General features: G+C 59.8%; 19 protein-coding genes. 9 read left to right on the top strand and 10 right to left on the bottom strand.

What is annotated here, in order from left to right:
* Window positions 1–207 precede the first annotated feature (207 nt).
* Window positions 208–876 carry a polysaccharide lyase family 7 protein gene (locus tag KVG87_RS04615; RefSeq protein ID WP_016772792.1) on the top strand — a complete coding sequence of 223 codons (669 nt, stop codon included), beginning with the start codon at window positions 208–210 and terminating at the stop codon, window positions 874–876.
* Between the two features lie 219 nt (window positions 877–1,095).
* Here the strand turns inward: KVG87_RS04615 and KVG87_RS26095 are convergent, their stop codons facing one another.
* On the bottom strand, window positions 1,096–1,254 hold the full coding sequence (locus KVG87_RS26095; RefSeq protein ID WP_350571504.1) for a ubiquitin-like protein: 159 nt from the start codon (window positions 1,252–1,254) through the stop codon (window positions 1,096–1,098).
* 285 nt (window positions 1,255–1,539) lie between these two features.
* Between KVG87_RS26095 and KVG87_RS04625 the strand changes: the two genes are divergently transcribed.
* Window positions 1,540–1,887 carry a hypothetical protein gene (locus tag KVG87_RS04625; protein WP_137214280.1) on the top strand — a complete coding sequence of 116 codons (348 nt, stop codon included), beginning with the start codon at window positions 1,540–1,542 and terminating at the stop codon, window positions 1,885–1,887.
* A 213-nt stretch (window positions 1,888–2,100) separates the two neighbouring features.
* On the opposite strand, the gene fba is transcribed toward KVG87_RS04625, so the two are convergent.
* From fba to tkt, 6 genes are all read right to left on the bottom strand, one after another.
* The gene (gene fba, locus KVG87_RS04630; protein ID WP_008081027.1) at window positions 2,101–3,165 is read right to left on the bottom strand and encodes a class II fructose-bisphosphate aldolase; all 1,065 of its coding nucleotides are present in this window, start codon (window positions 3,163–3,165) and stop codon (window positions 2,101–2,103) included.
* Window positions 3,166–3,429: 264 nt separating this feature from the next.
* On the bottom strand, window positions 3,430–3,762 hold the full coding sequence (locus KVG87_RS04635; RefSeq protein WP_217849537.1) for an MliC family protein: 333 nt from the start codon (window positions 3,760–3,762) through the stop codon (window positions 3,430–3,432).
* Between the two features lie 57 nt (window positions 3,763–3,819).
* On the bottom strand, window positions 3,820–4,041 hold the full coding sequence (locus KVG87_RS04640) for a hypothetical protein (RefSeq protein WP_217849539.1): 222 nt from the start codon (window positions 4,039–4,041) through the stop codon (window positions 3,820–3,822).
* A gap of 34 nt (window positions 4,042–4,075) precedes the next feature.
* Entirely contained in the window at window positions 4,076–5,239 is a 1,164-nt protein-coding gene (locus KVG87_RS04645) for a phosphoglycerate kinase (protein WP_016772785.1), read from the bottom strand.
* A 12-nt stretch (window positions 5,240–5,251) separates the two neighbouring features.
* The gene (epd, locus tag KVG87_RS04650) at window positions 5,252–6,304 is read right to left on the bottom strand and encodes an erythrose-4-phosphate dehydrogenase (RefSeq protein ID WP_217849541.1); all 1,053 of its coding nucleotides are present in this window, start codon (window positions 6,302–6,304) and stop codon (window positions 5,252–5,254) included.
* Between the two features lie 151 nt (window positions 6,305–6,455).
* Entirely contained in the window at window positions 6,456–8,453 is a 1,998-nt protein-coding gene (tkt, locus tag KVG87_RS04655) for a transketolase (RefSeq protein ID WP_217849544.1), read from the bottom strand.
* 259 nt (window positions 8,454–8,712) lie between these two features.
* Between tkt and KVG87_RS04660 the strand changes: the two genes are divergently transcribed.
* From KVG87_RS04660 to KVG87_RS04675, 4 genes are all read left to right on the top strand, one after another.
* A complete protein-coding gene (locus tag KVG87_RS04660) occupies window positions 8,713–9,708 on the top strand; it encodes an ArsR/SmtB family transcription factor (RefSeq protein ID WP_217849546.1) in 996 nt (331 codons plus the stop codon).
* 18 nt (window positions 9,709–9,726) lie between these two features.
* Window positions 9,727–10,917: a methionine adenosyltransferase gene (gene metK / locus KVG87_RS04665; RefSeq protein ID WP_024014624.1), complete on the top strand. Its 1,191-nt coding sequence runs from the start codon at window positions 9,727–9,729 to the stop codon at window positions 10,915–10,917.
* 221 nt (window positions 10,918–11,138) lie between these two features.
* Window positions 11,139–12,815: an NAD-dependent DNA ligase LigB gene (ligB, locus tag KVG87_RS04670; protein WP_217849548.1), complete on the top strand. Its 1,677-nt coding sequence runs from the start codon at window positions 11,139–11,141 to the stop codon at window positions 12,813–12,815.
* 97 nt (window positions 12,816–12,912) lie between these two features.
* Window positions 12,913–13,308, top strand: a complete 396-nt coding sequence (locus KVG87_RS04675; RefSeq protein WP_016772779.1) for a DUF1090 domain-containing protein — start codon at window positions 12,913–12,915, stop codon at window positions 13,306–13,308.
* 183 nt (window positions 13,309–13,491) lie between these two features.
* Here the strand turns inward: KVG87_RS04675 and KVG87_RS04680 are convergent, their stop codons facing one another.
* Window positions 13,492–13,941 (bottom strand): c-type cytochrome, encoded by a 450-nt coding sequence (locus KVG87_RS04680; protein WP_217849550.1) that lies wholly within the window; start codon window positions 13,939–13,941, stop codon window positions 13,492–13,494.
* Window positions 13,942–14,069: 128 nt separating this feature from the next.
* Between KVG87_RS04680 and mltA the strand changes: the two genes are divergently transcribed.
* Complete coding sequence (gene mltA, locus KVG87_RS04685; protein WP_217849552.1) at window positions 14,070–15,254, top strand: murein transglycosylase A; 1,185 nt, start codon at window positions 14,070–14,072, stop codon at window positions 15,252–15,254.
* Window positions 15,255–15,367: 113 nt separating this feature from the next.
* On the opposite strand, the gene KVG87_RS04690 is transcribed toward mltA, so the two are convergent.
* Window positions 15,368–15,751: an MAPEG family protein gene (locus KVG87_RS04690; RefSeq protein ID WP_024014628.1), complete on the bottom strand. Its 384-nt coding sequence runs from the start codon at window positions 15,749–15,751 to the stop codon at window positions 15,368–15,370.
* 332 nt (window positions 15,752–16,083) lie between these two features.
* On the opposite strand from KVG87_RS04690, the gene KVG87_RS04695 reads away from it, so the two are divergent.
* Both KVG87_RS04695 and KVG87_RS04700 read left to right on the top strand, forming a co-directional pair.
* Window positions 16,084–17,253 (top strand): MFS transporter, encoded by a 1,170-nt coding sequence (locus KVG87_RS04695; RefSeq protein WP_197891204.1) that lies wholly within the window; start codon window positions 16,084–16,086, stop codon window positions 17,251–17,253.
* Between the two features lie 250 nt (window positions 17,254–17,503).
* Complete coding sequence (locus KVG87_RS04700) at window positions 17,504–18,769, top strand: cation:proton antiporter (RefSeq protein WP_016772774.1); 1,266 nt, start codon at window positions 17,504–17,506, stop codon at window positions 18,767–18,769.
* On the opposite strand, the gene KVG87_RS04705 is transcribed toward KVG87_RS04700, so the two are convergent.
* Entirely contained in the window at window positions 18,770–19,657 is an 888-nt protein-coding gene (locus KVG87_RS04705) for a formate/nitrite transporter family protein (RefSeq protein WP_041476959.1), read from the bottom strand.
* Between the last annotated feature and the right edge of the window lie 4 nt (window positions 19,658–19,661).

Raw genomic sequence — 19,661 nt, forward strand, 5'->3', positions numbered from 1 at the left:
TGGCCAATGTTCCGTCGAGCCGACTAACGGTCACCGCCAGAGCCCCCGAAAACCGGGCGAGATGGCATTTCGACAGGATGTTGACGTCAAGTAATCGCCGGACGGGCATTAACAAAAATTGTCGCTACGCTTATAAAGACGCCCGAAAACGCGCGGGCTAGAGCTTCTGGCACCGGCGTTCCGGATGAATTGATTGGAAGAACCGTCATGATCGACCTCGCAACCTGGAACCTCAGCGTTCCTGTTGGCAGCCCGCCGTACACCGTTGAAACCTCAAAACTGGTGGATGGCTTCAAAGATCAGTACTTCCATTCCGACACCGGCACCCTGTTCTTCTGGTCCCCGGTGACTGGCTCGAAAACCGAAAACGCCATCTACCCGCGTACCGAACTGCGCGAAACCTACAGCAACGGCACCCTGCGCAACTGGTACTACCCGGACGCCGACAACCTGCTGCGCGCCACCCTCGCGGTGAACAAGGTGCCGAGCTCGGGCAAGATCGTCATCGGCCAGATCCACGCGTACGAAAGCCAGCGGCCGATGGTCAAGCTCGAATATCAGTACAAGGAAAAAACCCAGACCGGCAATCTGGTGATCAAAGTGCGCATGCGCCCGGACGATGCCGAAAGCCGCGTCATCACCCTCGCCACCGGCGTCAAGCTTGATCGCGAATTCAACTACCTCATCCACTTGAGCCCCGGCGGTGCCCTGGGCGTGAGTGCGGCGGGCTATCAGTGGGACTCCCAGATCAGCGCGACCTGGCGCGACAAGCCGCTGTACTTCAAGGCTGGGGTGTATGTGCAGGACAACACTGGGTACACCAGTGAGGGTGGACAGGTGACATTTACCAAACTGGATATTGATCACGACAAGTAGCTTACGTCCTCCTGTAAGAGCCACTGCGGGCTACGATCTTTTGATTGTTTTGGATGCTGAAAAGACAAATCGAAAGATCGCACCTCAGCGAGATCGGATTGACCTTCAAAATCCTTTCTGCATCACCGGACGTTCAATAACCGGATCTACAGCTCGGCGATCACAAAAAAAATAATACAGCGGAAGCCGTGATTACCGTTCTACCATCTAAGGACCAAGTCAAGAACTGCTCCTTTTTTTCTTGTAGTCAGACAATGCTCGACCATCGTCGAGCTGTTTGCCAGCAAAAATCAGGCGTTGCTGATCGGGTGAAATACCCTCTTTATCTTGAATTTTTGCTTTTACGTTTTCTATGGTGTCCAACGGCTCAGCATGCACCAGACCTATTGAATAATGTTAAATAGCATCTATGACCTTCATCGACAAAGGGACCGATAAAGGGGACACGCCGATACATCGAACTCCTCCAGTAACCCCGCAGATTATTTCACTGGCTCATCTCACAGATCAAAAAATTAAGTCCGTATGCATCATCCATAGCTAAAGATTATAAATAACTGTCATTTATATCAGGTTACCTGCGAGCCTTTCTTGCCTAACCTCATGAACGCAACAGGAGACAACCTATTTGACTTTAATACTCGAATGCAGAAGGTGAACATTATGAAAACTTACAATGGCTTCGTATTCAACGCTAGTGAGCAACATGCCGCCACACTCAAATTTGACGATCTAGGCCAGCAAAACGGCAATATAAGTAAAGGCTACATGGACTATTGCGGACTCGATTTTATCGTCACTGGCACCTATACAAAACCCACCAGGTCTTTTAATCTTCAAGCGAAATCAGATGCCACGAAAAGAGATGAGCTTAACCATGGCCCAAGCTCTCTCTCGATCAAGATGAAATCGTCTGACGGGACCGACAGCTACTTGGAAGGTACAGTTAAAGTTGAATCAGGTGGGCCGAATGTCGGCCAGACCTACGGAATCAAATTCACAAGAAGCTGACTTTTTTATTACCGACAAAAATGGATAAATCAGTTAACCTCAACGTTTATCTCATCCTTCCGATGACGCGGATAGATCGCCTCCAGCGAGATCTGCTGAGTCTTCGAAGCATTATAAATTGCTCTTACTTTAAATCACTTCGTCAGGCGTAATATTTGCCGACAAAAAACCCGCCTATCGGCGGGTTTCTTTTAATCAGCTCAACACTCAGGCTTAGTTGACCTTCGCGTTCAACTCACCCTTCAGATAACGCTGGTACATCGCTTCCAGGGAGATCGGTTTGATCTTCGAAGCATTACCGGCAGTACCGAACGCCTCATAACGAGCGATACACACATCGCGCATTGCGGTCACAGTGGCGCCGAAGAATTTACGTGGATCGAATTCGCTCGGGTTGGTGGCCATCAGGCGACGCATGGCGCCGGTGGAGGCCAGGCGCAGGTCGGTGTCGATGTTGACCTTGCGCACGCCGTGCTTGATGCCTTCGACGATTTCTTCAACCGGGACGCCGTAGGTCTCTTTAATGTCGCCGCCGTACTGGTTGATGATCGCCAGCCACTCTTGTGGCACGGAGGACGAACCGTGCATCACCAGGTGGGTATTCGGGATGCGCTTGTGGATTTCCTTGATGCGGTCGATCGCCAGCACGTCGCCGGTGGGTGGCTTGGTGAACTTGTAGGCGCCGTGGCTGGTGCCGATGGCGATGGCCAAGGCGTCGACCTGGGTGCGCTTGACGAAGTCAGCGGCTTCTTCCGGGTCGGTCAGCATCTGGCTGTGATCCAGAACGCCTTCGGCGCCGATGCCGTCTTCTTCACCGGCCATGCCGGTTTCCAGCGAACCCAGGCAGCCCAGCTCGCCTTCTACCGAAACGCCGCAGGCGTGGGCCATGGCCACGGTCTGCTGGGTGACACGGACGTTGTAGTCGTAGTCGGTCGGGGTCTTGCCGTCTTCGCCCAGCGAGCCGTCCATCATCACCGAGCTGAAGCCCAGTTGAATCGAACGCTGGCAGACATCAGGGCTGGTGCCGTGGTCCTGGTGCATGCACACCGGGATGTGCGGGAATTCTTCGATCGCGGCTAGGATCAAGTGACGCAAGAATGGTGCGCCGGCGTATTTGCGGGCGCCGGCCGAAGCCTGGACGATCACCGGGGAGTCAGTCTTGTCAGCGGCTTCCATGATGGCGCGCATCTGCTCAAGGTTGTTGACGTTGAAGGCTGGAACGCCGTAGCCGAACTCGGCTGCGTGGTCCAGCATCTGGCGCATGCTGATAAGTGCCATTGTGTGTGTCTCTCCCGGTTGAGGGTCGTTGATCGTGCCAGCCTGCCGGAGCGGCGGCGGCTATTCAAGTTAATGCAGATCGGGGGGTTGAGGCCCGACCTGGTGATTCGGTGTTACCAAAACTGTGTGAACAACAGAGCCCCCCTGTGGGAGCGAGCCTGCTCGCGAAAGCGGTCTGACAGACACTGCATCATCGACGGCAAGATTGCTTTCGCGAGCAGGCTCGCTCCCACATTTGGATCTCTGTACACCAATTCAATCGTGTTACTCGGCCTTGCAACCACGGCCAATCAGGTCATTGGTGGCGACCCAGTACACCAGGCCTTCGTCACCCTTGACGTGAAACGCCAGCATGCCATCGCTGTACAGCGTGCCCGAGGCGCCCGGCTCTTCTTTCAGGCGATAGACCTGATCACCGCCGCCGAGGCGAACGTCGACTTCCTTCTGGCCGGCATCGGCGTAACGCCACAACACCTTGGCCTGGCTGTCGCAGGTCCAGGTCGTCCAGTCGTCTGCCGGGGCGGACGACTGGAACAGGTTCAACTGCGCGCAACCACCCAACAATGCCAACGCCGCAATGGCGATCAAGCCTTTCATCCGTGTTCCTCGACTGACGACGCACGCCGCCAGCCCTGAGTTAAAGAGTCAGACCCGTCAAGGACAACCATGTTCCTTGACCGGGGTTTGCGTCTCGTATTTGTCCAGACCGTCCGGCCCCGAGCGCTTGTTCAGCACCGGGTTGGTTTCGGCCTGCCAGTCGGCCTGATAACAGCCCTTCTGCGGTTCGCTCGGTGCTGGCGTGGCGTCAGCCTTCGGGGTGCTCCCGCAGGCCGCCAGCGAACCGGTCAGCAACAACAGCGCTAACGACTTGACCATGTAAACACTCCTTTGCCTGGCCAAACGGGCGGCCTCAGGCCTTGGCCCGGCTTTCCAGGACTTCAACGGCCGGCAGCACCTTGCCTTCGACGAATTCGAGGAACGCGCCACCACCGGTGGAAATGTAGGATATCTGCTCAGCCACGCCATATTTATCGATCGCCGCCAAGGTGTCGCCACCGCCCGCGATGGAGAATGCCGAGCTTTCGGCGATAGCCTGGGCCAGCACTTTGGTGCCGTTGCCGAACTGATCGAACTCGAACACGCCAACCGGGCCGTTCCACAGAATGGTTTTCGACGACTTCAGCAGCTCGGCGAAATTGGCTGCAGTTTGCGGACCGATGTCGAGAATCATGTCGTCAGCCGCCACGTCAGCGATCAGCTTGACGGTCGCTTCAGCGCTTTCGGCAAATTCCTTGGCGACCACGACGTCAACCGGCAACGGTACGCTGACTTTGGCAGCGATTTCACGCGCGGTGTCGAGCAGGTCCGGTTCGTACAGCGACTTGCCGACCGGGTGACCAGCCGCCGCGAGGAAGGTGTTGGCGATGCCGCCGCCGACGATCAGTTGATCGCAGATCTGGCTCAGGCTGTTCAGCACGTCGAGTTTGGTCGACACCTTGGAGCCGGCAACGATGGCTGCCATTGGCTTGGCCGGCGCGCCGAGGGCTTTGCCCAGTGCATCCAGCTCAGCGGCCAGCAACGGGCCGGCGGCAGCGACTTTGGCGAACTTGGCTACACCGTGGGTCGAACCTTCGGCGCGGTGAGCAGTACCGAAAGCATCCATCACGAACACGTCGCACAGGGCCGCGTACTGCTGCGCCAGGTCGTCGGCGTTCTTCTTCTCGCCCTTGTTGAAGCGTACGTTTTCGAACAGCACGATGTCGCCAGCCTTGACCTCCACGCCACCGAGGTAGTCAGCCACCAGCGGCACTTCACGGCCGAGCGCTTTGCTCAGGTAATCGGCGACAGGTTTCAGGCTGTTTTCGGCGGAGAATTCGCCTTCGGTCGGACGGCCCAGGTGCGAGCAGACCATCACTGCCGCGCCTTTTTCCAGGGCCAGCTTGATGGTCGGCAGCGAAGCCAGGATGCGCGCGTCGCTGGTGACAACACCGTCCTTGACGGGGACGTTGAGGTCTTCGCGGATCAATACGCGCTTACCTTGCAGATCGAGGTCGGACATCTTCAACACGGTCATGGGTCGCACTTCCTACGGTTTTTTTGAAGTTGCTGTTTGCAGATAGTGGTCTGCAACGTCCAGCATTCGGTTGGCAAAACCCCATTCGTTGTCGAACCAGGCCAGGATGTTCACCAGCTTGGGGCCGGAAACACGGGTCTGACTGGCATCGACGATGGCCGAATGTGGGTCATGGTTGAAATCACAGCTGGCGTGCGGCAACTCGGTGTAGGCCAGAAGGCCTTTGAGCGGGCCGCTGGTGGCGGCTTCGCGCAGGATCCGGTTGACCTCATTGGCGTCAGTCGCGGTGGCGGTCTGCATCGTGATGTCGAGGCAGGACACGTTGACTGTCGGCACGCGCACGGCTTTGGCCTGAATTCGCCCGGCAAGTTCCGGCAGCAGGCGCTCGATACCACGTGCCAGACCAGTGGACACCGGGATCACCGACTGGAACGCCGAACGCGTGCGGCGCAGGTCTTCGTCGTGATAGGCGTCGATCACCGGTTGATCGTTCATCGCCGAGTGAATGGTGGTGATCGACACGTAATCCAGACCGATCGCCTGATCGAGCAGACGCAGCAGCGGCACGCCGCAATTTGTCGTACAGGAGGCGTTGGACACCAGCAGCTCGTCGCCGGTCAGGCAGTCCTGATTGACGCCGTAGACGATGGTGGCGTCGACATCCGCTTCGCTGGCCATCGGCTGCGAGAACAGCACGCGCGGCGCGCCGGCAGCGAGAAATCGCTGGCCATCGGCACGGGTGTGGTAAGCGCCAGAGCACTCAAGCACCAGATCGACGCCCAGCGACGCCCAATCGATGCCTTCGGGGGTGGCACTGCGCAGGACCTTCACGCAGTCGCCATTGATATGCAGACAATCGCCTTCAACCCGCACTTCGCCGGGAAAGCGGCCGTGGGTGGAGTCGAAGCGTGTCAGGTATTCGATGCTGGCCATGTCGGCCAGATCGTTGATCGCGACAATTTCAAACCCGGCCTTCGCGCCGCGCTCGAACAACGCCCGCAAGACGCAACGACCAATTCGGCCGTAGCCGTTGAGTGCAACTTTGTAGGGACGCGGTTGAGGCATGGGGTTCTCGATTACCGTGGTGTATCAGGCAGTGCGATGTTGCCCGAACCAACGCTTTCGCGAGCAAGCTCGCTCCCACATTGGAATGCATTTCCCTGTGAGAGCGGGCCTGCTCGCGAAGGCGTCAGCCCGGACAACACAACTGTCAGATTTAGTCTTCCAGCAGCTCTTCAGCCTGACCGAGGATGTTTTCCAGGGTGAAGCCGAACTCTTCGAACAATGCCGAAGCCGGCGCCGACTCACCGTAGGTGGTCATGCCGATCACACGACCTTCCAGACCCACGTACTTGAACCAGAAATCGGCGTGGGCCGCTTCGATGGCGATACGCGCGCTGACCTGCAACGGCAGAACCGACTGCTTGTACTCCGCATCCTGAGCATCGAACGCGCTGGTGCAAGGCATCGAGACCACGCGAACCTTGCGGCCCTGCTCGGTCAGTTTGTCGAAGGCTTGAACCGCCAGACCGACTTCCGAACCGGTGGCGATCAGGATCAGCTCAGGCTCGCCTGCGCAATCCTTGAGCACATAACCGCCACGGCTGATGTTGGCAATCTGGCCAGAGTCGCGTTCCTGGTGCTGCAGGTTCTGCCGGGAGAAGATCAGCGCCGACGGGCCGTCCTTGCGCTCCAGAGCGTTTTTCCAGGCCACTGCCGATTCCACGGCATCGGCTGGACGCCAGGTGTCGAGGTTCGGCGTGCTGCGCAGGCTGGTCAATTGCTCGATTGGCTGGTGCGTCGGGCCGTCTTCGCCCAGACCGATGGAGTCGTGGGTGTAGACGTGAATCACGCGCTTCTTCATCAAAGCCGACATGCGTACGGCGTTGCGTGCGTATTCCATGAACATCAGGAAGGTCGCGCCGTAAGGCACCAGACCGCCGTGCAGGGCGACGCCGTTCATGATCGCGGTCATGCCGAACTCGCGCACGCCGTAGTACATGTAGTTGCCGCTGGCGTCTTCAGCGCTGACGCCTTTGCAGCCTTTCCACAGGGTCAAGTTGGAGCCGGCGAGGTCAGCCGAACCGCCGAGCATTTCCGGCAGCAGCGGGCCGAAGGCGTTGAGAGTGTTCTGACTGGCTTTGCGGCTGGCGATGGTTTCGCCCTTGGCCGCGACTTCGGCGATGTAGGCCGAGGCTTTTTCCGAGAAGTCGGCCGGCAGTTCGCCGCTCAGACGACGAATCAGCTCGTTGGCTTCAGTCGGGAATGCAGCGGAGTAAGCGGCGAAACGCTGGTCCCACTCGGCTTCGACCGCGCGGCCAGCTTCTTTGGCGTCCCACTCGGCATAGATCTCGGCCGGGATTTCGAACGGGCCGTGGTTCCAGTTCAGCGCCTGACGGGTCAGGGCGATTTCTGCGTCACCCAATGGGGCGCCGTGGCAATCTTCCTTGCCCTGCTTGTTCGGCGAACCGAAACCGATGGTGGTCTTGCAGCAGATCAGGGTCGGCTGGGCGCTCTTGCGCGCGGTTTCGATGGCGGTCTTGATCTCTTCCGGATCGTGGCCGTCGACGTTGCGGATCACCTGCCAGTTGTAGGCTTCGAAACGCTTCGGCGTGTCATCGGTGAACCAGCCTTCGACTTCACCGTCGATGGAAATGCCGTTGTCATCGTAGAAGGCAATCAGCTTGCCCAGGCCCAGCGTGCCGGCCAGGGAAGCGACTTCGTGGGAAATGCCTTCCATCATGCAGCCATCACCGAGGAACACATAGGTGTGGTGGTCAACGATGTTGTGGCCGGGACGGTTGAACTGCGCGCCCATGACTTTTTCAGCCAGAGCGAAACCGACGGCGTTGGCCAGACCCTGACCCAGCGGGCCGGTGGTGGTTTCGACGCCCGGGGTATAACCGAATTCCGGGTGGCCTGGAGTGCGGCTGTGCAGTTGACGGAACTGCTTGAGGTCGTCGATGGACAGGTCGTAGCCGGTCAGGTGCAGCAGCGAGTAGATCAACATCGAGCCGTGGCCGTTGGACAGCACGAAGCGGTCACGGTCGGCGAACGACGGGTTGCTCGGGTTGTGCTTGAGGTAGTCGCGCCACAGCACTTCGGCAATATCTGCCATACCCATAGGGGCACCGGGATGGCCGCTGTTGGCTTTTTGCACGGCATCCATGCTGAGGGCACGAATGGCGTTGGCACGCTCACGACGGCTAGGCATCGCTGATCTCCTGGGTGTGAATAGACTGAAACGGAAAAAAGGAGGGCATTTTCCCTCACCCATGCGCCTCGGGGCAATGACAGATAGTCATCGGCAGGCGTTTTTCCAATCGATAGCACAGGTTTCGCTTGGTGAAACCTTTCCGCTATTCGTTTGTAGAGACTGCCGTGCGCTGAGAAGTGCCATTTATCGAGCAATATCAAAACTTTTTGATATTGGCCTTGCGGTGCCTTGCCCCCGTCTCTAGACTGCCAGCCCTATGAACTTACGCGTGCCTTCCATTCGCCATGACGATTGCGACGAGCTGGCGGCCCTGTGCAAGGCCGGCGGCGATCCGCTGCGGCTGAATGTATTGCGCGCGCTGGCCAACGATTCGTTTGGCGTGCTGGAGCTGGCGCAGATTTTCGGCATCGGCCAGTCGGGCATGAGCCACCACCTCAAGGTGCTGGCGCAAGCCGATCTGGTGGCGACACGCCGTGAGGGCAACGCGATTTTCTATCGTCGCGCCCTGCCCCACAGCGGATTGCTCGGCGGCAAGCTGCACGCGGCATTGCTGGAAGAAGTCGACAATCTGGATCTGCCTGATGAAGTGCAAGCACGCATCGAGCAGGTTCACGGCCAGCGTGCCGCCGCCAGCCGGGACTTTTTCGCCCGGGTCGCGGAAAAATTCCGTGCCCAGCAGGATTTGATCGCAGGCCTGCCGCAGTACCGTGACAGCGTGCTGGCCCTGCTCGACAAACTGAACTTCGATGGTGCAGCCACGGCCATTGAAGTCGGCCCCGGCGATGGTGCTTTTCTGCCGGAACTGGCCCGTCGTTTCGGCACCGTAACCGCGCTGGACAACAGCCCGGCGATGCTCGAACTGGCGCGTCAGGTGTGTGAACGTGAACAGCTGGCTAACGTCAGCCTGCAATTGGCCGATGCATTGAACGGCACAAGCCTCAAGGCCCATTGCGTAGTGTTGAACATGGTCCTGCACCATTTCGCCGCTCCGGCCGATGCGCTCAGGCACATGGCCGATTTGCTGCAACCGGGCGGTAGCCTGCTCGTGACAGAGTTATGTAGCCACAACCAGAGTTGGGCCAGGGAGGCCTGCGGTGATCTCTGGTTGGGGTTTGAACAGGACGATCTGGCCCGTTGGGCCACCGCTGCGGGACTCGTTCCCGGGGAAAGCCTCTATGTAGGCTTACGTAATGGTTTCCAGATCCAGGTTCGCCACTTTCAGCGACCGGCTGGCGACACTCACCATCGGTAAATTCAGGAAAACATCGAGATGAGCGAATACTCCCTCTTCACCTCCGAGTCCGTGTCTGAAGGACATCCGGACAAAATCGCCGACCAGATTTCCGATGCGGTGCTGGACGCCATTATTGCCCAGGACAAACACGCTCGCGTGGCCGTGGAAACCCTGGTCAAGACCGGCGTGGCCATCGTTGCCGGTGAAGTGACCACCAGCGCCTGGGTCGACCTGGAGCAGATCGTTCGTGACGTGATTTGCGACATCGGCTACACCAGCTCCGAAGTCGGCTTCGACGGCGCGACCTGCGGCGTGATGAACATCATCGGCAAGCAGTCCCCTGACATCAACCAGGGTGTTGACCGCGCCAAGCCTGAAGATCAGGGCGCCGGCGACCAGGGCCTGATGTTCGGTTACGCCAGCAACGAAACCGACGTTTTGATGCCAGCACCGATCACCTTCTCGCACCAGCTGGTGCAGCGTCAGGCTGAAGCACGCAAGTCGGGCCTGCTGCCTTGGCTGCGTCCGGATGCCAAGTCGCAAGTGACCTGCCGTTACGAAGGCGGCAAGGTTGTCGGCATCGACGCTGTGGTTCTGTCGACCCAGCACAACCCGGAAGTGTCGTACAAAGACCTGCGCGAAGGCGTAATGGAGCTGATCGTCAAGCACGTACTGCCTGCCGAACTGCTGAGCAAGGACACCCAGTTCCACATCAACCCGACCGGCCAGTTCATCATTGGCGGCCCGGTAGGTGACTGCGGTCTGACCGGTCGCAAGATCATCGTCGACAGCTACGGCGGCATGGCCCGTCACGGCGGCGGCGCGTTCTCCGGCAAGGATCCATCGAAGGTTGACCGTTCGGCTGCCTACGCAGGCCGTTACGTGGCCAAGAACATCGTTGCGGCCGGCCTTGCCGAGCGTTGCGAGATTCAGGTGTCCTACGCGATCGGTGTGGCCCAGCCTACGTCGATCTCGTTGAACACCTTCGGCACCGGCAAGATCAGCGATGACAAGATCATCAAACTGGTGCGTGAAGTGTTCGACCTGCGTCCATACGCGATCACCACCATGCTCGACCTGCTGCACCCGATGTACCAGGAAACCGCAGCCTACGGCCACTTCGGTCGCGCGCCGCAGACCAAGACCGTTGGCGAAGACAGCTTCACCACGTTCACCTGGGAAAAAACCGACCGCGCCGACGCCCTGCGTTCCGCCGCTGGCCTGTAATACCCTGGCTGCAAGAAAGCCCCGCACGGTTCGCGCCGTGCGGGGCTTTTTCATGCCTGACAGATTTTTGAGATCCCTGCGGGAGCGAGCCTGCTCGCGAAGGCGCCCGCCCATGCAACGTCAATTCAGAATCCGGAAACACCTCGAAAAACACCCCCGGTAACGCATTTCGAATCCTCACCTACCCTTCAAATATTACCCCCGAGCAAGGACGCTCAACGATGTTCTTCACACTGCGCCTGTTGCTGGCCTTCCTGCTGGCACTCATCACCCTTGTCAGCCAAGCCAACTGTCCGAACTGGGATCTTTCCCAAGCCCAACGCGAAATCACCAGCCTGCAAAACCGGATCGACCAATGGGACGACGCCTATCACCGCGAAGGCCGTTCATTGATCAGCGACGAACTCTATGACCAGTCCCGACTGCGGCTGAAAGAATGGCAAGCCTGTTTCAACCAACCCACATCCCCGCAGCCGTTGCGCACCGCGTCCGGCACGGTCACCCACCCCATCGCCCACACCGGCCTGGACAAGCTGCACAAAGTCGAAGACGTCGCCCACTGGTTGCGTGATCGCCAGAACGTCTGGGTGCAACCCAAGGTCGACGGCGTGGCTGTCACGCTGATCTACCGCCAGGGCGTATTGCAGCAGGCCATCAGTCGCGGTGATGGGGTCAACGGCCAGGACTGGACAGCCTCCGCGCGCAGGATTGCAGCCATTCCGCAACGTTTGAGGCAGCCACGGGATCTGCTGGTACAGGGCGAACTCTATTGGCGCCTGAGCGCGCATGTTCAATCACAGTCCGGCAGCGTCAATGCCCGCGCCACCGTCGCCGGGCTGATGGGACGTAAAACACTCGATGTTGAACAGGCCGCCGGGATCGGCCTGTTTGTCTGGGACTGGCCGCAAGGTCCTGTGCGGCTGCCGGAAAGATTGTCCGAACTTCAGACATTGGGGTTCGCCACAACCGAGCCCTATACCCAGCCCGTCACCCGATTCGAAGACGCGCAAAAATGGCGCGAGCACTGGTATCGCTCGCCACTGCCCTTTGCCAGCGACGGCGTGGTGCTGCGCCAGAGCCAACGGCCACCCCCCGAACGCTGGCAGGCTCGCGCGCCGTATTGGGCGATCGCCTGGAAATACCCTTTCGCCCAGGCATTGGTCGAAGTGCGCAAGGTCAATTTCAAGATCGGCCGCACCGGGCGGATCACGCCGGTGCTGGAACTGCTGCCGGTCAGACTCGATGACCGCGAAATCCAACGGGTCAGCGTCAGCTCACTCAAGCGCTGGCAAACCCTCGACATCCGTCCCGGCGATCAGGTGGCAATCAGTCTGGCCGGGCTGACCATTCCGCGCCTCGACAGTGTCGTGCTGCGCACCAGCGAACGGGCGGACATCAACATCCCCGATGCTGGCGACTACCACGCCCTGAGCTGCTGGCAACCGACGCCGGGGTGTGAAAGCCAGTTTCTCGCGCGTCTGACCTGGCTCAGTGGCAAGCAGGGCCTGGCCATGCAGCATGTCGGTCGCGGCACCTGGGAGAAACTTTTGGAAACAGGCCGCCTGAAACACCTGCTGGATTGGCTGACCCTCGATGCGTCAGAGCTTGCTAACATTGCCGGCCTCGGCGAGCGCAGCAGCGCACGCCTGATCCAGAGTTTTCACGGCGCGCGGCAACAGCCGCTTGCTCGATGGTTGAAAGCGCTGGGCATGCCGCCGACCGGACAGGCACAACTGGACGATTCGTGGCAGGCCTTGGCACAACGCGACACTGAACAATGGCAGGCAGAAGCCGGCATCGGCCCGGGACGCGCGGCGCAACTGAGCGCATTCTTTCGCGACCCGCAGGTACTGGCTTTGAGTGAAACCTTGAAAGCCGCCGGAATCGACGGCTTCTGAACCTGCAATCCCCGCCCGGCGGGAACCCAACGGCCGGCCAGACGCTCCAACAGCGCAGTGCCCTCCCACCCCGATTGCCTTTGCACATGGAGCTTTTATGAAATTTCTCGCACCGCTCGCCCTGCTTACTCTTTGCGGCGTCATGGCCGCCCCGGTCATGGCCGAAGAAGACGGCCCGGGCCTGACCGGTTGCGCTGCCAAGAAGCAGGGCATCATCAATCAGATCGAACAGGCCAAGTCGCGCGGCAACATGGAGCAGCAGGCGGGCCTGGAAACCGCACTGCGTGAAGTCAATGAACATTGCACCGATGCCGGGCTGAAGAAAGAGCGTGAGAACAAGGTGCTTGAGGCCAAGCATGAAGTCAGCCAGCGTCAGGCGGACCTCGACAAGGCCATGAAGAAAGGCGATCCGGAGAAGATCAACAAGCGCAAGGAAAAGCTCGCCGAGTCGCGCAAGGAACTGCAGGAAGCGCTGGACGAGATCGATAAGTAACCGAAGCCCTTTGGGGAGGGGATTTATCCCCTTCCGGCGGCGAGGCCGTCGCAAATTTGGCTAGTCGGGTCCGACTGAAAAAAACCGGTTGTATGGTTTTGGGGCTGCTTCGCAGCCCATCGGGGATAAATCCCCTCGCCACAAGGTACTCACTCGCCACAACGTACTCAGCAGCCTCAGGAATCAATGATCGCGAAACTCTTTATGGCAAGCACTGCAGGCATCCTCGACTTTCTGCACTGCCGGTCCGAGATTACTGGCCTTGTACGGCTGAACCTGACTGGCGACCACCAGTTCACCGGTAGCCGCTTCGAGGGCGCGGGCCAGTTGCTGAAAACGCGCCTGTTTCTGCCAGACATCGTCCTTGGCGCTGGTGTGATCTTCCTCGCGCACCTGCGGAAAATGCTTCCACGGTTCATGGGCCAACGCATCAAGTCTGACCGCGCCCTCAGCAAATTTCGGTCCGTCGAAGGCAATGCGCCCGCGCAACATGCCGCCGAGGTCTTCGCTGGTCTTGAGCATCTGCTTGAAGATGACCTTGCGCTGGCCCAGCGGCGAATTCGGGTCGACGCCGCCACAAGCGGACAAGGTCAGGCAGGCCAGCAATACAACAGCAATTGGTTTCAGAGTCATGGTGGCTTCAGGTCGCGGAAATCGGCGGCCAGTATCCTCGGCTCACCGCCAAACACCAATAGCCCTATTAAAAATACGGGTTGGTCGAGCGCATGGAGCTCTCGGCCAACCGGCACAGGAATCACTCCATGAACAGCCGCTTCACGGCCTGGCGTCACCCGCTTATCGTCACCCTTCCACTGCTCGCCATCCTCGCCGGTTGCACAGGCGGCGACAGCGCCAAACCAAAAACCCATGCGCTGGCCACCTATTCCAGCGCGACCTGGGAAGCCTTGCCCGCGGTCTCCGACAGCGATCTGGTCGCCGGTTTCGGTTCCTGGCGCAGCGCCTGCACACGACTCAAAGCCGACGCAGTCTGGGGGCCGACCTGCGCTGCGGCGGCGAATGTGCCGCAAAGCGCCGCCGAGATTCGTGCATTCCTCAAGCAGAATCTCGATGTCTACGGCCTGCGCGCCGAGAACGACAACCCCAACGGTCTGATCACCGGCTACTACGAACCGGTGTACCCCGGCAGCCTGACGCCAACCGCAACGGCGAACGTGCCGGTGTATGGCGTGCCGGAAGACATGATCATCGTCTCGCTCGACAGCATCTACCCGGAATTGAAAGGCAAGCGCCTGCGCGGCCGCCTCGAAGGCCGCGTGCTCAAGCCTTACGACGACGCGGCGACCATTGAATCCAAAGGCGTGAAAGCGCCAGTGGTCGCGTATCTGACTGATCCGATGAATCTGCAATTTCTGCAGATTCAGGGCTCGGGCCGGATTCAGACCGAGGACGGCAAACAGTTGCGCATCGCCTACGCCGATCAGAACGGCCACCCGTACCGGCCGATCGGTCGCTGGCTGGTCGAGCAAGGAGAGCTGAAGAAAGAAGACGTGACCATGAGTGCGATCAGCAACTGGGCCAAGGCCAACCCGATGCGCATTCCGGAACTGCTCGCCAGCAACCCGAGCTACGTATTCTTCACCCGCAACCCGGACAGCAACGAAGGCCCACGCGGCTCGCTGAACGTGCCGCTGACCGCCGGCTACAGCGCGGCAGTGGATCGCAAAGTGATTCCGTTGGGCAGTCTGTTATGGCTGTCGACCACCAAACCGGATGGCACCCCACTGGTGCGCCCGGTCGCGGCGCAGGATACCGGCGGCGCGATTGCCGGCGAGGTGCGCGCGGATCTGTTCTGGGGCACGGGTGATGCGGCCGGGCAACTGGCCGGGGACATGAAACAACAGGGGCAGATCTGGATGCTCTGGCCTAAAGGACAAGAGTTGCCGCAAGTGCCGCAGGTGGCGGATACACCGAAGCAAAAGTCTTAGGTTCTTCGTGGTCTGATCCATCGCTTTCGCGAGCAGGCTCGCTCCCACATCTGGAATGCATTCCATGTGGGAGCGAGCCTGCTCGCGAAGAGGCCGGCAGCAACAGCCGATAATCAGATGGACACAAAGAAAAACGAAGCAATCAGCCCCATCCCGATAAACCACACCACCGAACGCAGTGCAGCCCAGTCAGCCAGGTAGCAAATGATGTACAGCAGGCGGCTGGTGATAAACAGCACGGCCAGCACATTGACCGTCACCAGCTCCGCAGTGCCGACCAGATGCGCAACGATCACCGCAGCGGCAAACGCGGGCGTTACTTCAAAGCTGTTCAGTTGCGCGGCGTGGGCGCGACGGGCGACGCCATCGACGCTGTCGAGAAAGTCCCGTGGATCATAATTGTCCTTGAGGCGGAAACCGCCGGTGGCCTTCGCCACGATCGTGCACACGTACGGCAGGAAAATCGCGATCAACACACACCACAGAGCCACTGTCATAACGTCGTCCTTTTTTCGATTGGAGAAATTGGCGAGCGGTCAGAACTTCATCACCAGCATGCCGATCAGCACCTGCCCACAGGCTAAGAGCAGCGCCCGGCCGAAAGGTTCTTTCAGCTGGATATAACACGGCAATTCCAGTGAGCCGTTGATTAGTCAGATTATTGATTCGCCATGTGTCAGCAGCTGTTTATACTGCAACCCACCACGCCGTACTCAGCTGCACACCAAAAAACTCCAATAAAAGCTGCCTGCTCCGCTTTCTTCGAAAACGGTCGCTGGCACGCGTATGCCTGATCAAAGCGTCAAGACTACCGACAGAGACCTTGCGCATGCCCCTCGCTTTACTTGCACTCGCCGTTGCCGCATTCGGCATCGGCACCACCGAATTCGTCATCATGGGCCTGCTGCCCGACGTTGCCCGCGATCTGGCGGTGAGCATTCCTCACGCCGGGCTGCTGATCACCGGTTACGCCCTGGGCGTGGTGTTCGGCGCACCGATCCTGGCGATCGGCACCGCCAATATGCCGCGCAAAGCGACACTGCTGGGCATGACGCTGATGTTCATCCTCGGCAACGTGCTCTGCGCGCTCGCGCCGAACTACGCGACGCTGATGGCGGCGCGGGTGGTCACGGCACTGTGTCATGGCGCGTTTTTCGGCATTGGCTCGGTGGTTGCTGCCGGCCTGGTTGCGCCGAACAAACGCGCGCAAGCCATTGCCATGATGTTCACCGGCCTGACCCTGGCCAACGTGCTTGGCGTGCCACTCGGCACAGCGCTTGGCCAATACGCTGGCTGGCGCTCGACCTTCTGGGCGGTGTCGGTGATCGGCATTGTTGCGGCGCTGGCGCAGTGGTTGTGGCTGCCAAAACACATCGCGATGGACAAAGCCAACCTCGCCAGCGAATTCAAAGTGCTGGGCAAGGCCAACGTGCTGCTGGCGCTGGGCATGAGCGTGCTGGCCTCGACCAGCCTGTTCAGCGTGTTCACCTATATCGCGCCGATTCTGCAAGACATCACTGGCGTCAGCCCCCACGGCGTGACGGTGATGCTGCTGTTGTTCGGCGTCGGCCTGACAGCGGGCAGCATGCTCGGCGGGCGTCTGGCCGATAGCCGCTTGCTGCCGTCACTGGTCGGCGTGGCACTGGCAGTTGTGGTGATTCTGGCGGCGTTCAGCCAGACCAGCCGTGCGGTGATTCCGGCGGCGATCACCCTGGTGCTGTGGGGGATTTTCGCTTTTGCGCTGTGCCCGATTCTGCAGTTGCTGATCATCGATCAGGCGCATGAAGCGCCGAATCTGGGTTCGACGCTAAACCAGAGCGCGTTCAATCTGGGCAACGCAGCAGGTGCCTGGATCGGTGGACTGGTGGTTGCCAGCGGCGCGGATCTGGCGGACCTGCCGTGGACCGGGGCGCTGGTCGGCGTGCTGACGGTGCTGACGGCGCTGTTGTTCATTTACCTGCAACGTCGGCAGGCGAGTGCGGTCAATGTGTCTGGCTGAGACCTCTGCGACTGACTACCTGTGGCGAGGGGATTTATCCCCGTTGGGCTGCGCAGCAGCCCCAAAAACCTTCAATCGGGTTTTGTCAGGAACAATCGATAAACCGGATTGCGACGGCTTCGCCGCCGAGCGGGGATAAATCCCCTCGCCACAATGAACTGTGGTGTGTCCCATGTCGCTGTTCGCCCATCAAACCCCTGCGTCCAACCTCCGGTCGCGCTCCATTCACTCTCCATCCAAAGGACCCCGGATGCTTGAACTTGTCGCCGCTTTCATCTGCCTCACCACCCTCCTGACCTTCGTCAATTTCCGCTTTATCGGCCTGCCGCCGACCATCGGCGTGATGGTTACCGCCCTGCTGTTCTCATTACTCCTGCAAGGCCTCAGCGTCCTCGGCTTTCCCGGCCTCGAAGATCGCGTGCAGCAACTGATCGGCCAGATCGATTTCGGCGATCTGCTGATGAACTGGATGCTCTCGTTCCTGCTGTTCGCCGGCGCCCTGCACGTCAACCTGAATGATTTGCGCAGTTACCGCTGGCCGATCGGCCTGCTGGCGACCTTCGGCGTGTTGATCGCCACCGTGGTGATCGGCAGCCTGGCCTTCTACATTTTTGCCCTGTTCGGCTGGCACGTGAGTTTCCTCTACTGCCTGTTGTTCGGCGCGCTGATCTCACCGACCGACCCGATTGCGGTACTCGGCGTGTTGCGTACCGCCAACGCTTCGAAGCCACTGAAAACCACCATCGTCGGCGAATCACTGTTCAACGACGGCACGGCGGTGGTGGTCTTCACCGTGCTGCTGGGCATCGCGCAACTGGGCGAAACCCCGACCGTCAGCGCCACGGCCATGCTCTTCGTCCATGAGGCCATTGGCGGTGTGTTGTTCGGCGGGCTGATCGGTTATCTGGTCTATCGGATGATCAAAAGCGTCGAGCAGCATCAGATCACCGTGATGCTGACCCTGGCCCTGGTGATCGGTGGCTCGGCGATGTCCACCGAGTTGCACGTCTCGGCACCGATCGCGATGGTGGTGGCCGGTCTGATCATCGGCAACCTCGGGCGCAATCTGGCAATGAACGACATGACCCGGCGCTATCTGGACGGTTTCTGGGAATTGCTCGATGACATGCTCAACGCGCTGCTGTTTGCGCTGATCGGCATGGAGTTGTTGCTGCTGCCGTTCAACTGGCTGCACATGGCCGCCGCAGGTCTGCTGGCGGTGGCGATTCTGTTGTCGCGCCTGCTTACCGTGGCGCCGGCGATCCTGCTGCTGCGGCGCTGGCGCTCAGTGCCGGCCGGCACCATCCGCATCCTCACTTGGGGCGGTTTGCGCGGCGGTGTTTCGGTGGCACTGGCGCTGGCCCTGCCGCTGGGCCCGGAGCGCGATCTGCTGCTGAGCATCACCTACATCGTCGTGCTGTCGTCGATCCTGCTGCAGGGCCTGACCATCGGCAAACTGGTCAAGCACGCGACGCGCAATGAGCCGGCCAGCGTGCCTGAGCCAGCTCACCATTGATCATTTCTTGATCGACTGCGGATCGGGCTTAACAGCCTGATCCGCAGATTCCTTCGGCGCACCGCTTTCACTGCGAATTTGCGCATGGCTGATCAGCGCGAAGATAAAGCTGCCGCCAATGATGTTCCCCGCCAGCGTAGGTCCGGCGAACACCGCCCAGAAATCACTCCACGGCAACTCGCCGGCAAACACAAGATAGGACACTTCCGCCGATCCGACGACGATGTGGGTGAAGTCGCCCAGCGCCATGAAGTAGGTGATGAGGATGATGATCCACATCTTCGCGCTCTCCATGGACGGGATCATCCAGACCATGGTGGCGATCATCCAGCCGGAGACGATGCCCTTGGCGAACATCTGACTGGCGCTGTGCTCCATGACCTTGCGGCCGATCTCGAGGAAGGCGACGTCGGTCTTGCTGTCGAAAATCGGCAGTTCCAGCATCACGTACGCGACCAGAATCGTCCCGCAGAGGTTGCCGACCAATACCACTGTCCACAGACGGATCAGTCGCAGAAAATTCTTCAGCGTCGGCTTGGTCATCACCGGCAGCACGGCGGTCAGGGTGTTTTCGGTGAACAGTTGCTGGCGCGCGAGGATCACCGCGAGGAAACCGGCGCAGTACCCGAAGCTGGCGATCACCTTGAACTCATCGCCATCGGGCAGACGCGAATTGAGCAGGCCCATGCCCATCAGGGACAGGCCCATGGTCAACCCTGCCGCCAGCGCCGACCACCACAGCGCGGCAATGCTGCGCTCCAGTTCCTGGTCGCCCTGAGTGCGGATGATTTCATGCAGAACGGCCGCGCGCGGCGGCTGGCTCTTCTCGACTTCGTGCTGCTCCTTGGCCGAGAGGTCGGGGGTCTTTTCGCTGGTGGGGGTGGTCATGGCG

It is taken from the genome of Pseudomonas siliginis, assembly GCF_019145195.1.
Classification (GTDB): Bacteria; Pseudomonadota; Gammaproteobacteria; order Pseudomonadales; family Pseudomonadaceae; genus Aquipseudomonas; species Aquipseudomonas siliginis.

Excerpts from the sequence above, each read along its gene's own strand:
- KVG87_RS04615 (WP_016772792.1), top strand. The coding sequence starts at position 208 with ATGATCGACCTCGCAACCTGGAACCTCAGCGTTCCTGTTGGCAGCCCG.
- KVG87_RS04625 (WP_137214280.1), top strand. The coding sequence starts at position 1,540 with ATGAAAACTTACAATGGCTTCGTATTCAACGCTAGTGAGCAACATGCC.
- fba (WP_008081027.1), bottom strand. The coding sequence starts at position 3,165 with ATGGCACTTATCAGCATGCGCCAGATGCTGGACCACGCAGCCGAGTTC.
- KVG87_RS04635 (WP_217849537.1), bottom strand. The coding sequence starts at position 3,762 with ATGAAAGGCTTGATCGCCATTGCGGCGTTGGCATTGTTGGGTGGTTGC.
- KVG87_RS04640 (WP_217849539.1), bottom strand. The coding sequence starts at position 4,041 with ATGGTCAAGTCGTTAGCGCTGTTGTTGCTGACCGGTTCGCTGGCGGCC.
- KVG87_RS04645 (WP_016772785.1), bottom strand. The coding sequence starts at position 5,239 with ATGACCGTGTTGAAGATGTCCGACCTCGATCTGCAAGGTAAGCGCGTA.
- epd (WP_217849541.1), bottom strand. The coding sequence starts at position 6,304 with ATGCCTCAACCGCGTCCCTACAAAGTTGCACTCAACGGCTACGGCCGA.
- tkt (WP_217849544.1), bottom strand. The coding sequence starts at position 8,453 with ATGCCTAGCCGTCGTGAGCGTGCCAACGCCATTCGTGCCCTCAGCATG.
- KVG87_RS04660 (WP_217849546.1), top strand. The coding sequence starts at position 8,713 with ATGAACTTACGCGTGCCTTCCATTCGCCATGACGATTGCGACGAGCTG.
- metK (WP_024014624.1), top strand. The coding sequence starts at position 9,727 with ATGAGCGAATACTCCCTCTTCACCTCCGAGTCCGTGTCTGAAGGACAT.
- ligB (WP_217849548.1), top strand. The coding sequence starts at position 11,139 with ATGTTCTTCACACTGCGCCTGTTGCTGGCCTTCCTGCTGGCACTCATC.
- KVG87_RS04675 (WP_016772779.1), top strand. The coding sequence starts at position 12,913 with ATGAAATTTCTCGCACCGCTCGCCCTGCTTACTCTTTGCGGCGTCATG.
- KVG87_RS04680 (WP_217849550.1), bottom strand. The coding sequence starts at position 13,941 with ATGACTCTGAAACCAATTGCTGTTGTATTGCTGGCCTGCCTGACCTTG.
- mltA (WP_217849552.1), top strand. The coding sequence starts at position 14,070 with ATGAACAGCCGCTTCACGGCCTGGCGTCACCCGCTTATCGTCACCCTT.
- KVG87_RS04690 (WP_024014628.1), bottom strand. The coding sequence starts at position 15,751 with ATGACAGTGGCTCTGTGGTGTGTGTTGATCGCGATTTTCCTGCCGTAC.
- KVG87_RS04695 (WP_197891204.1), top strand. The coding sequence starts at position 16,084 with ATGCCCCTCGCTTTACTTGCACTCGCCGTTGCCGCATTCGGCATCGGC.
- KVG87_RS04700 (WP_016772774.1), top strand. The coding sequence starts at position 17,504 with ATGCTTGAACTTGTCGCCGCTTTCATCTGCCTCACCACCCTCCTGACC.
- KVG87_RS04705 (WP_041476959.1), bottom strand. The coding sequence starts at position 19,657 with ATGACCACCCCCACCAGCGAAAAGACCCCCGACCTCTCGGCCAAGGAG.